Origin of the sequence: Altericroceibacterium spongiae (assembly GCF_003610805.1) — a bacterium.
Lineage (GTDB): Bacteria > Pseudomonadota > Alphaproteobacteria > Sphingomonadales > Sphingomonadaceae > Altericroceibacterium > Altericroceibacterium spongiae.
On the sequence record NZ_RAPF01000006.1, the window covers coordinates 22768 to 36391 of the forward strand.

Below are 13624 nucleotides of genomic sequence, written 5' to 3' on the forward strand. Positions count from 1 at the left end.
CTGATACACGTGATAGCAGGGATGAAAATGGCGGATAAAACCCTGTCGCCAGGCGACATATTCAGCAGCGTAAGCGCGACTATAGCAGCTAACAGCCAAGTGCTTGGTCTGTATGTGCTGTTTTTTGCGATTGCCACATCGCTGGCCGATTTGCTGACTTTTTCGGTTGTGTCGGCTGCCGGTTCCCTGCTGCAATTCGTGCTCACCGTACTCGATTTTCTGGCGCAATATCTGCTGATCGAGACAATGCTGAAACAGGCCCGGCTATCGGGCGGTGGAACGGGGCGACGCTATCTGGCGTTTTTGGGTCTTTCGATTCTGACCTCTCTCGGTATTGCTCTCGGCTTGCTGCTGCTGATTATTCCGGGGCTGATTCTCGCCGCGCGCTGGTCGCTGGTCTATCCGCTGCTGATCGGTGGGTATGCCGATCCGATGGACTGTTTCGCGGAAAGCAACAGGCTCACCAAAGAGCATGAAGTGCCGATCATTCTGGCAGGCCTTATCCTCATTGTTCCGCTGGCTGTGATAATCGGGCTGCTCTTTGCCGTTGGCTCCGATGTGGGAGGCGTTCTGCTGAGCACATTGATTCCGAATCTGCTGCTTCAATGTGTGTCGGTGATTTCTCTGGCGCTGCCTGTCGCTCTTTTCGCTTTGCTCGGTCCGCAAGACGAACAGCTCACCGAAGTCTTCAACTGACGCGGCATCGCACCGGAGAAGGGAATTTCGCCATGGAACCATATTCTCCGTCGGGCCCGCCAGGACGGTTTTCATTATCCGGCCACAAAAAGGGAAGCGCCTGCCTTCCTGCTGATCCCGTTGCCGGTGGCGATCTGGCTGTCGCTTTATGCCCATGGAGACTCTGTTTCTGGGATGCCCCGTTAAGTGCTTTTTCCGCTTGGTGGGTTGACGAACCTGCAATGGTGCCACCACTTTCATGCGTACACATACGCGTAAGGACATAAATACTTCCATGCAGCTCGTGATCGTCGAGTCGCCCGCCAAGGCGAAAACCATCGAGAAATATCTGGGCAAGGACTTCACCGTTCTCGCTTCCTACGGCCATGTGCGGGATCTGCCGCCCAAGGATGGCTCCGTGCGGCCGGACGAAGATTTCGAGATGGACTGGGAACCGTACAAGGATAAGCAATCGCGCATTAAGGCGATTGCCGATGCGGCCAAAGATGCCGATCGCCTTGTTCTCGCGACCGACCCCGATCGCGAAGGGGAAGCGATTTCCTGGCATGTGCTCGAATTGCTCAAGAAGCGCCGGGCGCTGCCCAAGGATGTCGAGCGGGTCACTTTCAATGCGATCACCAAGAAAGCGGTGACCGATGCGATGAAAGCACCGCGCCAGCTCGATAAGGATCTGATCGATGCTTATCTCGCCCGCCGTGCGCTGGATTATCTGTTCGGTTTCACATTGTCGCCCGTCCTGTGGCGCAAGCTGCCCGGAGCCAAGAGTGCCGGGCGCGTGCAATCGGTGGCGCTGCGCCTGATTGTCGATCGCGAACGCGAGATCGAGGCCTTCACACCGCAGGAATATTGGCAGGTCCTTGCCAAAATGGAGCAGGATGGCACGCCATTCGATGCCCGGCTGGTCCGTTATGACGGCAAGAAGCTCGAACGTCTGTCGATCGGCGATAAGGGCATGGCCGATGCCGCCAGGAAGGCGGTCGAGGATTCGCGCTTCACGATCGAAGATGTCGAAACCAAGCCGCTCAAGCGCAATCCCGCCCCGCCTTTCACCACATCGACGCTTCAGCAGGAAGCGGCGCGCAAGCTCGGTTTTTCCGCCAGCCACACGATGCGGCTGGCGCAGGGCCTGTATGAAGACGGGGCTATCACCTATATGCGTACCGATGGTGTGCAAATGGATGAAAGCGCCATTTCCGCCGCGCGTAAGGCCATTGCGGACCGGTATGACGGGCACTATCTCCCCGAAAAACCACGCCATTATTCGACCAAGGCGAAGAATGCGCAAGAAGCCCATGAAGCGATCCGCCCGACCGATTTCACCCGCGACCGCGCGGGTAGCGGCGATGGGGCGAAGCTGTACGATCTGATTTTCAAACGAGCCATGGCCAGCCAGATGGCGGCGGCCAGCCTCGAACGCACCACGATCACTATGCGTGAGCCGACCGGGCGCCATGAATTGCGCGCCACCGGGCAGGTGGTGAAATTTCCCGGTTTCCTCGCTGTTTATGAAGAAGGCCGCGATAATAAGGACGACGATGACGAATCGGGTCTGCTGCCGGTGATGCACAAGGGCGATAGCCCGGCCAAGAAGGAGGTGCAGGCGACGCAGCATTTCACTCAGCCGCCACCGCGCTTTTCCGAAGCCAGCCTCGTCAAGCGGCTGGAAGAGCTGGGGATTGGCCGTCCGTCGACCTATGCTTCTACGCTTCAGGTGCTGAAAGACCGCAATTATGTCCGCACCGAAAAGAATCGCTTTTTCGCAGAGGAAAGCGGACGGCTGCTGACAGCCTTTCTGGAACGTTTCTTCGAACGTTACGTGGCCTATGATTTCACCGCGGGCATGGAAGACGAACTGGACGAAGTCTCCGGCGGCCGGGCCGAATGGAAAAAACTGCTCGAAAGTTTCTGGCGCGATTTCAAACCGAAATCCGACGAAGTGATGGAACGCAAACCCTCGGAAGTGACCGAGGTGCTGGACGAGTTTCTGTCCGATTTTCTGTTCCCGCCGAAGGATGATGGCAGTGACCCGCGGGCCTGCCCCAATTGTGCCGATGGCCGCCTTGCGCTGCGCGGCGGGCGTTACGGGGCTTTCGTTGCCTGCAATAATTATCCCGAATGCAAATATACCCGTCCATTCGCGCAACCGGGCGGTAATGAGGATACGGGCGAGGAAGGTATCCTCGGCAAAGATCCGGAAACCGGGCTGGAAATTCATCGCAAGACCGGGCGTTTCGGGCCCTATGTGCAGATGGGTGAAGGAAAGGAAGCCAAACGCGCTTCCATTCCCAAGGATCTCGACGATTTCGATCTTGAATGGGCGGTTAAGCTGCTGCATCTGCCGCGTGAAATCGGTGCGCATCCGGAGACGGGCGAACCGATCATCGCAGCGATCGGGCGCTATGGCCCCTATCTCAAACATGACGGCAAATATGCCAAATTGCAGTCCACCCGCGATGTTTTCGAAACGGGCATGAATGCCGCCGTCTCGATGCTCGCCGAAGCAGCGCAGCGCGGCGGACGAGGCAGCCGGGCGAAGGCCGAACCGATCAAAACCTTCAAGGAACATCCGACCAGTGGCGGTGAAATGAAGGTGCTGCCGGGTCGTTATGGCCCCTATGTCACCGATGGTACCACCAATGCGACGATCCCTAAGGATATGAAGCCGGAAGATGTTACCGAGGAAGAAGCGATCCGGCTGATCGACGAACGGGCCGCCAAGGGACCGGCGAAAAAGAAGAAGGCCGCACCGAAAAAGAAGGCTGCTGCCAAAAAGGCACCGGCTAAGAAAGCTACCGCGAAAAGCACTGCGAAAACAACGACCAGGAAAACCGCACCGAAGAAAAAAACGGCAACCAAAAAGGATGCCGATACTTGATAGGGCAGGGCCGGGTGCACACATACCCGGCCTATGTTGCAGGTGCGAAGAGAGGAAAGAGGCGATATGTCGGTGAACGCCGCGCATTGGGATGATGATCGCGGCGGCGCCTTCACCCGGGCCATGGAGCAGGATGGCCTGCCTTTCCCCCGCCGTATCTGGGCGATTATCGCCATTTCTTTCGGCACTGCTTTGCTGGTTCTGGATGGTGCGATTGCCAATGTGGCACTTCCCACCATGGCCCGTGAACTGAGTGTGGATGACGGTGTGGTGACCAATGTTGTCACCGTTTACCAACTTGTTCTGGTGATGGTGTTACTGCCCTTTGCCAATGTCGGGGACCGGATCGGCCATCGCCGCCTTTATCAGATCGGGCAGCTTCTTTTTCTGGTGACATCGGGCCTGTGCTTTTTTGCGAGCGACCTGATATTTCTACTGGTTTTGCGGGCCGGGCAGGCGCTGGGTGCCGGCATGGCTCTGAGCGTGTCTTCGGCCATGATCCGGCAGATCTATCCGGCGAAAAAGCTCGGCAGCGGGCTCGGGATCAACAGCGTGATCGTGGCGAGTTCGGCTGCCCTGGCGCCGACACTGGGCGGTTACATCGTCGCCCATATGGACTGGCAATGGGTGTTCGTTGCCGCTGCACCCATGGCGATCATTTCGCTATTGCTTGGGCGATCATTACCCGATCCTGTGCGCAAGCCGCTCGATCCCGAATGGATCAGCGGTGTGTGGAGCGCGTTGACGATGCTGCTGATTATCGGCGGTATGCAACTGGCGACGCATGGCGTCAGCCACTGGCCGGGCACGGTTCTGGCCCTTCTGGGCGTCCTGTCGGCTGTGCTGCTGGTGCGTCGCGAAGCTGCGCGGAGCGATCCGGTTGTCCCGGTGGATATTATGCGCCAGCCGGTTATCGGTCTGTCCGCACTGGCCGCGATCACCTGTTTTATTTCCTCCGGTGCGCTGATGCTGGCGCTGCCGTTCCGGCTGGAACAGACCATGGGATACAGCCCCGATCAGGTGGGGCTTTTGCTGCTGCCATTCCCGCTGACCATGCTGTTTGTTGCGCCTTTCGCCGGCTGGATGTCCGACCGTGTGGCACCGACCAAGCTGGGTGTGACAGGAATGGTGATCGCGATGATTGCGCTTGCGCTGATGGTGACCATGCCCGACCAGCCAGGCGCTTTCGGTATTGCCTGGCGGCTAAGTGTGGCCGCGCTCGGTTTCGGCCTGTTCTTTGCCCCCAATTCGCGTCTGCTGATCGGCCGTGCACCAAAAGACCGGGCAGCGGCGGCGGGCGGTTTGCTATCCACTTCGCGGCTGCTGGGGCAGACCATGGCGGCGGTGGTTGTGGGCATTTTGCTGAGTAGCGGGCTGGGTGTGGGCCCCTGGCCGTTGATTGTTTCCGCCGTGCTGGCGGTGGTGGCGGCATTATGCAGCCTGACGCGCTTTTTCAGCTCAGGCGGCGGCCCGGCTGCCCGAAAAGCTGCAAAAGCATCGGGCAGCGCGGGCTGAGTATTCGCCCAAGGGACCGGTAGCGAGGCGCAGGCGCGCCTTATTTAATCCAGTCGAGACCCATTTCCTCGAAGATTTCACGATTCTCGTCCCAGTTTTGCTCCACCTTCACATGCAGAAAGAGATGGACTTTCACGCCGAGCAATTCGGATAATTCCTTGCGCGCCGCTTCGCCGATGGCCTTGATCTTCTGGCCGCCTTTGCCCAGCACGATGGGGCGTTGCGTCTCACGGCCGACCACGATCTGCTGGTGAATCTCGATCGAACCGTCGGGGCGGATCTTATAGGCTTCTGGCCGCACGGCACTGTCATAAGGCAATTCCTCATGAAGCTGACGATAGAGCTGTTCGCGGGTGATTTCCGCCGCCAGCAGACGTTCGCTTGTATCGGAGACCTGATCCTCGGGATAATGCCAGGGGCCTTCGGGCATTAGCTTCGCAAGGTGATCCTTCAGGTCTTCCACCCCTTCGCCATCGAGTGCCGAAATGAAGAAAACGCTTTCAAACTCGACCTTGGAGGTGAGATCCTGCGCCAGTGCCAGAAGCGGTTCCTTCTTGCTCGCATCGACCTTGTTCAGCGCCAGAAGCTTGCGTTCGGGGCGGCGGGCAAGGGCTTCGAGCAGCGGTTCCAGTTCGTGCCGGCGCTGTTTCACGCTATCGACCACCAGCACGATGGCATCGGCCTCATGCGCGCCTTCCCAGGCGGCAGTGACCATCGCACGGTCAAGCTTGCGGCGGGGGGAGAAAATGCCCGGCGTGTCGGCGAGAATGATCTGTGTTTCATCCTTCAGCGCAATACCCAGCATTCTGGCGCGGGTGGTCTGCGCCTTGGCGCTGGTAATGGCGACCTTCTGGCCGACAAGACGGTTCACCAGCGTCGATTTGCCCGCATTGGGCGCGCCGAGAATGGCGGCCACACCGCAATGCGGCAAACTGGCGGACGGGGTGGTTTCACTCAAGAATAGGTCTCCATAAATTTCTTTGCTGCCGCCGTTTCGGCATCCTGTTTGCTGTTCGCCACAGCGTCCACTGCGCCCACATTCTTCACCGTGACGCGGACGGTAAAGCGTGCCGCGTGATCGGGGCCGGAGCGGTCGATCAGCTCATATTCGGGCGGCTTGCGCTGATTTCCGGCAGCCCATTCCTGCAAGGCGGATTTGGGATGTTTCTGCTGCCCGGCATGGCTGGCCATGGCCTTGCTCCACAGATCGCGCACCATGTCGCGGCTCGGTTCGAAACCGCGCAGGACGAAACTCGCCCCGAGCAGCGATTCCATAACATCGCCGAGAATATTGTCGCTATCGGCCCCGCCATCGTCGCGTGCCTGTTTGCCGAGGCGGATATGATCGGGCAGGCCGATCTGCCGGGCGATACGAGCGCACATTTCGCGACTGACCAGTGCGTTGAGGCGCTGGGACAGCTTGCCTTCGGGGCCGTCATTCCGCTCATAGAGCCATTCGGCGATCGACAGGCCGAGCACCCGGTCACCGAGAAATTCCAGCCGTTCATAATTGCGCTTCTCTCCGGTGCTGCCGTGAGTCAGCGCTTCGATCCAGAGTTCTTCTTTCCCCGTTGGATCGATTCCGAGGCCGCGCAGGAACTGCACCGTTTCAGAAGAAAGATTGCGGCTCAAAATCCGTGTCCGATCCGGCTCCACCTTGCGGCGGTGAACCATGTCCAGGGTTTAAGCCATTCGGCGGAACCGTCGGTCGACCACATCACAATAGTGGCCCGGCCGATCAGATTGGCTTGCGGGACCAGACCGATACCGCCGCCGGGAACCGCGGGGAAGCGGCTATCCATCGAATTGTCGCGATTATCGCCCATCAGAAACATTTTGCCTTCGGGAACGATGATCGGATCGGTATTATCCTGCGGATACATGCCGAAATCCAGCGTGTTGAAACTGACGCCATTGGGCAATGTTTCACGGAATTGCGGATAGCGGCAAACAAGTGCGCCATCCTTCTGCCTCTCAGCGAAGCGTGCTTCTTTGCATGATGTATTCACGCTGACCGGGATCACGAAATCCTCGGTTCTTTCGCGCTTCACTGGCTGGCCGTTAATATTCACCACGCCGCCGATCACCTGTATCTGATCGCCGGGCAGGCCGATTACGCGCTTGATATAATCCTGCTGATCGAGGGGAGGCGCCTTGAAGATAACCACGTCGCCACGTTCCGGCTGCCCGGCCAGAATCCGTCCCGGAATAAGCGGAGCGGAGAAAGGCAGAGAATATTTGCTGAAGCCATAAGGCCATTTCGCCGCAAGCAGATAATCGCCCGTTTCGAGGCGCGGCAGCATGGATTCGCTGGGGATCGAGAAGGGAGAGAAAATGAAGCTGCGGAAAATCAGTACGAAAAGCACCAGCTTCAAAAGAAAAAGAAGAAAGCTGTCTTCCTTCTTTCCCTCGGCTTTTTCCGAAGAGGGGGCGGTGGTTCCGGCTTCGCCGGTGGCGGTGTCGTTCATGGTCGCAATCCATGTTGAGCGGGCGGGCCTGCGTCAAGCCTCTTGAGTGCCTGCACCATAAGCAGGAAAAAGCCTGTTGCCCATGCGCTGCAGCATCTTTGCCTCCATTTTGAACGCTTCGCCATGTTTGCGTAACTTGGCGGTTCCAAAATGCTGCGGGAGCGATTAGCCCTGTGTCCCTCAGTTTAGTCATGGAGAATGCCTGTGAGCGAAGCCCGCGAAGTCGCCTGGAAGTCCCTCGGTCTGCATAAGGACCCGACTTTGGAGGCTTTGTTCGCTGCCGATCCTGACCGGGTTGAAAAAATGTCGGGCCGTCTGGATCTCGGAGAAACGGGCATTTTGTTCGACTGGTCGAAGACACACCTGACCGATGAACTGATCGGCGATTTCCAAACCCTCGCCGAAGCGAGCCATTTCGATGAAATGCGCCGGCGTCTGTTCGCCGGCGAAGTGGTCAATCCGACGGAAAACCGGGCAGCCGAACATTCCGCTTTGCGCGGTGTGGGTAAGGAAAGCAGTGTTGAGGAGGCAGCGGCTCTGCTTGAAAGGATGCGTCTGCTTGTGGGCGCGATCCATGAGGGTGTGCTGGGCGATGTAAAGCATCTGATCCATGTCGGCATTGGCGGTTCCGCCCTCGGCCCGGCTCTGGCGGTGGATGCACTGAGCCGCGATTTGGCGCTGGTCGATGTGCATGTGGTTTCGAATATCGATGGCTGTGCGCTGGAGCAGGCATTCGAAGCCTGCGACCCGGCGACCACGCTGATAGCCGTAGCCTCCAAGACTTTCACCACTATCGAAACCATGACCAATGCCGCCAGTGCGGTGAAATGGCTGACCGATAATGGTGTGGAGGACCCATCTGGCCGCGTGATTGCATTGACAGCTAATCCCGAGGCGGCAGTGGAATGGGGCGTGGATGAAACGCGGATCCTGCCTTTCGCCGAAAGCGTTGGCGGCCGCTATTCGCTCTGGTCTTCGATCGGTTTTCCAATTGCGCTGGCAATCGGCTGGGAAGATTTTTCCGCGATGCTCGAAGGAGCCGCGACGGTGGACCGGCATTTTCGCGATGCGCCGATGTCTGACAATCTTCCGCTGCGCGCGGCTTTTGCTGATCTGTATTATTCGCGATTGCGCGGCTGCCAGACGCGAGCCGTTTTCGCCTATGATGAAAGACTTGGCCTGTTCCCGGATTATCTTCAGCAACTCGAAATGGAATCGAACGGCAAGAGTGTAACGGCTGAAGGCGAGCCGGTTAACGGACCGACCGCGCCGATCACATGGGGCGGTGTCGGCACCGATGCGCAACATGCGGTGTTCCAGCTTTTGCACCAGGGCACGCATATCGTGCCGATCGACTTTATTGCCAGTATCGCTCCGGGCGATGAACTCGACCCGGCTCATCACCGCATTCTGCTGATGAACTGTTTTGCGCAGGGGGCAGCGTTGATGGCAGGGAAGAAAAGCGACGATCCGGCGCGTTCCTATCCGGGAGATCGTCCTTCGACCACGATCCTGTGCGACGATTTCGACGCCGCAGCGCTGGGAGCGCTGATTGCGTTCCACGAACATCGCACATTTGCCAATGCGGTGCTGATGGGAATCAATCCGTTCGATCAGTTCGGTGTCGAACTGGGTAAGGAAATCGCCAAAAAGATCGAAAAAGGTGGCGAAACTTTTGATGCCAGCACAGAAAAACTGCTTGGACTTGCAGGTTTGAGCTGAACGAGATGATGTTTGCTGCGAAAGGTTCCCCTTTCGCAGCAGGCAGTTCATTTGTGGTCAGGCCAGTTCCATCGCCTGTTCGAGCGTTTCAGCTTCTGCCGCGCGGTCCAGAACGGATCTGAGCGCAGGATCGGTATCGAGGCCGAAAGTGGTCATCGAAATGCCGCCATACATGCAGCCTTCGATCAGACAATCGAGCGGCTTGCCCGCTGCCGCAGCCAGTCCGGCAATATAGAGCAGCGGAATGAAGTGATCGGGCGTCGGCACGGCCATGGCGAAATCGGGGTGCCCGGTCAGTTTCAGAATATGAGCAGGATCGTTTGTTGCCTGTTCGATAGCGGCTTGTTCGAAACGGATGGCCCAGTCTTCGCCATGGTCGCCCGCCCGCAAGTTCGTCTTGCCAAGATTATGCACGACATTGCCGGTTCCGAGGATCAGCACACCTTCATCGCGCAGAGCATCGAGCTTCTTGCCGAATTCGACATGATATTCGAGCGGCTGCACGCCATTGAGCGACAGTTGCACCACGGGAATATCGGCTTCCGGGTACATATGGGCAAGAACGGACCATGTACCGTGATCGAGGCCCCACTGGTCCTGATCGGCCCCGGCCCAAAAAGGCTTTGCCAGATCGACAATCCGTCTGGCCAGTTCCGGCGCGCCGGGTGCCGGATATTGGAAAGTGTTCAGTTTTTCCGGGAAACCGTAAAAATCATGGATCGTGCGAGGGCGTTCCATTGCGGTGATCGCTGAGGTTCCGAAATACCAGTGGCCGGAAATGGACAGGATGGCTCTGGGGCGGGGCAGGGCTTTGCCCAGAGCGCGCCATGCGCGGGTATAGCGCGTATTGTCGAATGTATTGGTCGGGCTGCCATGGCCGACAAAGACAGCGGGCATACGAGTCATGGATAATCCTTCTGGCGTGCAAATATGCTGCCGAACAATTTGAGGTCTGATCCCAGATAAGCAGGCCGGGCTCCGGCGCAAAGACAGGAGAGGCGTTCAGTCGCTGTCGAGCAAATAATTGCGCGCAGCATCCATTCTTTACGCTCGCTTTTGCGCGGACAGCCTATCCCGCAGGTGCGCTGGCGGCCTCTTCCTCAGCCTCGCGCCGGAGCTGAGCCCGGCTTTTCTTTTCTGCGGCGGTTTTGAGCTGGCCGCAGGCGGCATCGATATCGCGCCCGCGCGGGGTGCGAACTGGAGCGCTGATTCCGGCTTCGAAAATAATATTGGAGAAACTGCGAATACGATCCGGCGCTGAACATTCGTAAGGTGCGCCTGCCCACGGGTTGAAGGGAATGAGATTAACCTTCGCGGGCAGATCGTATTTCTTCAGCAGACGGACCAGTTCGCGGGCATCGTCATCGCTGTCATTCTTGTCTCTCAGCATCACATACTCAAATGTGATCCGGCGCGAATTGGATGCGCGGGGATAGGCTGCACAGGCGGCCAGCAATTCTTCGATCCCGTATTTACGATTGAGCGGAACGATTTCGTCACGCACTTCCTTACGCACAGCATGAAGGCTGACGGCGAGATTGACGCCGATTTCATCGCCGCAGCGTGCCATGGCAGGAACCACCCCGCTGGTGGACAACGTGATGCGGCGACGTGACAGGCCGAGCCCTTCGCCATCCATCACCAGCTTCATCGCATCGCGGACATTATCGAAATTATAGAGCGGTTCCCCCATGCCCATCAGCACGATATTGGTGAGGAGCCGGCCATCGGCGCGATATTCGGCCTCATCTTCTTCTTCGGCGATATCCATGCGGCCCTTGGGCCATTCGCCCAGAGCGTCGCGCGCCAGCATGACCTGACCGACGATTTCGCCGGGTGTCAGATTGCGCACCAGCCGCATGGTTCCCGTATGGCAGAATGTGCAATTCAGCGTGCAGCCGACCTGGCTGGAAATGCACAGGGTTCCGCGATCCGCATCGGGAATGAAGACCATTTCATAATCATGGCCGTCGGGGGTGCGCAGCAGCCATTTGCGGGTTCCGTCAGAAGAATGCTGGGCTTCAACCACATCGGGGCGGCCCACTACAAAGCGTTCTTCCAGCCATGGGCGCATGGTTTTGCCAATATCAGTCATGGCGGAAAATTCAGTTTCGCCGCGATGATAAAGCCAGTGAAACACTTGCTTGGCGCGCAATTTAGCCTGTTTTGCATCGAGCCCGGCATCGGCAAACAGCTCGGTAATCCGCTTTTTCGGCAGGCCGAGCAGGTCTACCCGGCCGTCGGCGCGGGGGGTAATGTCGCGTGCGACGGGAACCGGATTCACTTGTCCGGGTATGGTCATGAGATGTGTGTCGGCCATGGCGGGCATATAATGCGAGATGCACCGGATTGAAAGCGCATGAAGAAAGTGCGCGAAAGTGCCGGTTCCCGATATCCCCCTTCTTATGACATCCGTTTGACGTTGCTGCCGAACGATTGGGCGCAATAGTGTTGCGCAAAAGCATCACAAATTTCGTTGTGTTATATTCATGAAACCCAATCGCGATCGATCCATTCTCCCTCCTGCACGGCTCGCAGGCCGTCATAACAAGGAAATGGAGTACAGATATGATTAAGGGTTTTGCACTGGCTGGCGTTGCTACGTTCGCAGCCCTGTCCGCCCCGGCAATGGCTCAGACAGCGCAGGAAAACTTCAGTGGTCCGCGTGTTGAAGGTCTTCTCGGCTGGGACGAGTCCAAGCCGGGCAGCTCGGTCGATGGGGATTCCGACGCCTCTATCGACGGTCTCGGCTATGGTGGCGGCATTGGTTATGATTATGCCACGCCGAGCGGTTTCGTTGTCGGTGTAGAAGGTGAAATCACCGGTTCCACCGCCGACAATAAGGATAACACCTATGAAAACGACGTTTTCGGTCTGGGTGAAGTCGAAACCGGACGTGACCTCTATGCCGGTATCCGCGCCGGTTATGCCGTAACGCCGAACACGCTGGTTTATGCCAAGGGCGGTTACACGAATGCCCGCTACAAGCTTTTGGGCACCGATGGCAGCAATGAATTCAACGATCACCTCGATCTCGACGGCTGGCGCGTAGGTGCCGGTGTTGAACAGGCTCTCTCGCCCAACACCTTCGCCAAGATCGAATATCGTTATTCGAACTATGAAAAGGGCGAATTCGACGCCGATGATCTGCCCGAAAGCGATCGTTTCGACGTCGACTCCGACCGTCACCAGGTCATGGTCGGCTTCGGTTACCGTTTCTGATCAGGACACGATAAGCTGATCCAACTCAGGGCCGGGGGGGAACCTCCGGCCCTTTTTGCTCAGGTGTCCTTTCTGAAAAGGGTCAGCGCTGTTTTGCGCAGGCGAGCGTGGCAGCATCCATCGCGCTGGCGACTCCTGCCAGGCTGTAGCGGTCTGTGAAATGACGGCCTTGATCGCTTACTGCCGTGACGCTCATGGCCGAGGCAGAGCGCATGGCTGCTGTGATCGCCGCATCCATTGCTTTATCCTGCGCCCAGGCATCCGTGCCATTGCCGGTCAGCGTGAAACGGTGGTTCCCGACAGACAGGCGGATCCGGCTTTTGCTGGCGAGCGGGCGGGACAGCCGGATGTGAATTTGTCCGCCTATCTGTCGTTTGGGCCAGGTTCCGATACTGGTAAAACCCTGCGCATTATTTTTTCCGTGGTGCTGTTCGTTCAAGGCTATCGCATAGCAACGCGGCACTTCGGGATCGCGAAAGCTGCCCCAATCGCCGAATATACCCAGACTGTCTCGCGCAGCCAGTGGAGCGCCGGGAACTAACAATGCCAGCGCCAGTGGCAGAACAGCGAACCGGCGCATCAGATCGAAGGAATAGCTGCTGTATCGGGATAGGAAATGGCGATGACTTCCCATTCCTTTTCGCCGCCGGGCAGCCGAACCATCCGCAAATCGCCGATAGCTGCGCCGCGCAGAGCTCGTGCAATGGGTGCACTCCAGCCGACTTTACCGGCGCTGGCATCCTGTTCGTCGTCGCCCACCAGTGTAAGCGTGCGTTCTGCGTCATCCTCGTCGGCGATGGTAATGGTGGCACCGAACCACGCGCGCGACTTGTCCGGTTGCTCTGCCGGATCGACCACACGTGCGGCTTTCATCCGGCGGGCGAGCCAGCCCAGTTCGCGGTCGATCTCGCGCATACGTTTGCGGCCGTAGAGATAATCACCGTTTTCAGAACGATCGCCATTGCCTGCTGCCCAGCTCACGATTTCGACTATTTCCGGCCGTTCCGTACCGAGCAAATGGTCATAGCGGGCTTTGAGAGCGGCAAGCCCCTGCGGTGTAATCGGATTGGATGCGGGTTTCATTCGCCTCCATCTAACCGATTGTGGCGATGGAGGCGAGAGGAAG

General features: G+C 58.1%; 12 protein-coding genes. 5 read left to right on the plus strand and 7 right to left on the minus strand.

Annotated features, from left to right (window positions below; genetic code table 11):
• Positions 1-27: 27 nt before the first annotated feature.
• From D6851_RS11985 to D6851_RS11995, 3 genes are all read left to right on the plus strand, one after another.
• On the plus strand, positions 28-696 hold the full coding sequence (locus D6851_RS11985) for a hypothetical protein (protein WP_147395472.1): 669 nt from the start codon (positions 28-30) through the stop codon (positions 694-696).
• 274 nt (positions 697-970) lie between these two features.
• A complete protein-coding gene (gene topA, locus D6851_RS11990) occupies positions 971-3571 on the plus strand; it encodes a type I DNA topoisomerase (protein WP_120325359.1) in 2601 nt (866 codons plus the stop codon).
• 66 nt (positions 3572-3637) lie between these two features.
• The gene (locus D6851_RS11995) at positions 3638-5086 is read left to right on the plus strand and encodes an MFS transporter (protein WP_238474070.1); all 1449 of its coding nucleotides are present in this window, start codon (positions 3638-3640) and stop codon (positions 5084-5086) included.
• Between the two features lie 40 nt (positions 5087-5126).
• Here the strand turns inward: D6851_RS11995 and era are convergent, their stop codons facing one another.
• Genes era through lepB form a run of 3 tightly spaced genes read right to left on the minus strand, consistent with a single transcriptional unit; the run spans position 5127 to position 7554 of the window.
• The gene (gene era / locus D6851_RS12000; protein WP_120325136.1) at positions 5127-6044 is read right to left on the minus strand and encodes a GTPase Era; all 918 of its coding nucleotides are present in this window, start codon (positions 6042-6044) and stop codon (positions 5127-5129) included.
• Positions 6041-6760, minus strand: a complete 720-nt coding sequence (gene rnc, locus D6851_RS12005; RefSeq protein WP_120325137.1) for a ribonuclease III — start codon at positions 6758-6760, stop codon at positions 6041-6043. The genes era and rnc overlap by 4 nt, the downstream gene beginning before the upstream one ends.
• Positions 6715-7554, minus strand: a complete 840-nt coding sequence (gene lepB / locus D6851_RS12010) for a signal peptidase I (RefSeq protein WP_120325138.1) — start codon at positions 7552-7554, stop codon at positions 6715-6717. Before lepB ends, rnc begins: the two co-directional genes overlap by 46 nt.
• 198 nt (positions 7555-7752) lie before the next feature.
• Between lepB and pgi the strand changes: the two genes are divergently transcribed.
• Positions 7753-9276: a glucose-6-phosphate isomerase gene (gene pgi / locus D6851_RS12015; RefSeq protein ID WP_120325139.1), complete on the plus strand. Its 1524-nt coding sequence runs from the start codon at positions 7753-7755 to the stop codon at positions 9274-9276.
• Positions 9277-9333: 57 nt separating this feature from the next.
• Here the strand turns inward: pgi and ygiD are convergent, their stop codons facing one another.
• Both ygiD and rlmN read right to left on the minus strand, forming a co-directional pair.
• Entirely contained in the window at positions 9334-10182 is an 849-nt protein-coding gene (gene ygiD / locus D6851_RS12020) for a 4,5-DOPA-extradiol-dioxygenase (RefSeq protein WP_120325140.1), read from the minus strand.
• Positions 10183-10345: 163 nt separating this feature from the next.
• Entirely contained in the window at positions 10346-11596 is a 1251-nt protein-coding gene (gene rlmN / locus D6851_RS12025) for a dual-specificity RNA methyltransferase RlmN (protein ID WP_120325360.1), read from the minus strand.
• A gap of 251 nt (positions 11597-11847) precedes the next feature.
• Here rlmN and D6851_RS12030 point away from each other — a divergent pair, with 251 nt between their 5' ends.
• The gene (locus tag D6851_RS12030; protein WP_420797109.1) at positions 11848-12498 is read left to right on the plus strand and encodes an outer membrane protein; all 651 of its coding nucleotides are present in this window, start codon (positions 11848-11850) and stop codon (positions 12496-12498) included.
• A gap of 82 nt (positions 12499-12580) precedes the next feature.
• Here D6851_RS12030 and D6851_RS12035 read toward each other — a convergent pair whose 3' ends face one another.
• Together D6851_RS12035 and D6851_RS12040 are read right to left on the minus strand one after the other, a co-directional pair.
• Positions 12581-13132, minus strand: coding sequence for an invasion associated locus B family protein (locus D6851_RS12035; protein WP_238474072.1), 552 nt, complete (start codon positions 13130-13132; stop codon positions 12581-12583).
• Positions 13078-13581, minus strand: coding sequence for a GreA/GreB family elongation factor (locus tag D6851_RS12040; RefSeq protein ID WP_120325143.1), 504 nt, complete (start codon positions 13579-13581; stop codon positions 13078-13080). The genes D6851_RS12035 and D6851_RS12040 overlap by 55 nt, the downstream gene beginning before the upstream one ends.
• Positions 13582-13624 lie beyond the last annotated feature (43 nt).

Excerpts from the sequence above, each read along its gene's own strand:
- D6851_RS11985 (WP_147395472.1), top strand. The coding sequence starts at position 28 with ATGGCGGATAAAACCCTGTCGCCAGGCGACATATTCAGCAGCGTAAGC.
- topA (WP_120325359.1), top strand. The coding sequence starts at position 971 with ATGCAGCTCGTGATCGTCGAGTCGCCCGCCAAGGCGAAAACCATCGAG.
- D6851_RS11995 (WP_238474070.1), top strand. The coding sequence starts at position 3,638 with ATGTCGGTGAACGCCGCGCATTGGGATGATGATCGCGGCGGCGCCTTC.
- rnc (WP_120325137.1), bottom strand. The coding sequence starts at position 6,760 with ATGGTTCACCGCCGCAAGGTGGAGCCGGATCGGACACGGATTTTGAGC.
- lepB (WP_120325138.1), bottom strand. The coding sequence starts at position 7,554 with ATGAACGACACCGCCACCGGCGAAGCCGGAACCACCGCCCCCTCTTCG.
- pgi (WP_120325139.1), top strand. The coding sequence starts at position 7,753 with ATGCCTGTGAGCGAAGCCCGCGAAGTCGCCTGGAAGTCCCTCGGTCTG.
- ygiD (WP_120325140.1), bottom strand. The coding sequence starts at position 10,182 with ATGACTCGTATGCCCGCTGTCTTTGTCGGCCATGGCAGCCCGACCAAT.
- rlmN (WP_120325360.1), bottom strand. The coding sequence starts at position 11,596 with ATGGCCGACACACATCTCATGACCATACCCGGACAAGTGAATCCGGTT.
- D6851_RS12035 (WP_238474072.1), bottom strand. The coding sequence starts at position 13,132 with ATGGGAAGTCATCGCCATTTCCTATCCCGATACAGCAGCTATTCCTTC.
- D6851_RS12040 (WP_120325143.1), bottom strand. The coding sequence starts at position 13,581 with ATGAAACCCGCATCCAATCCGATTACACCGCAGGGGCTTGCCGCTCTC.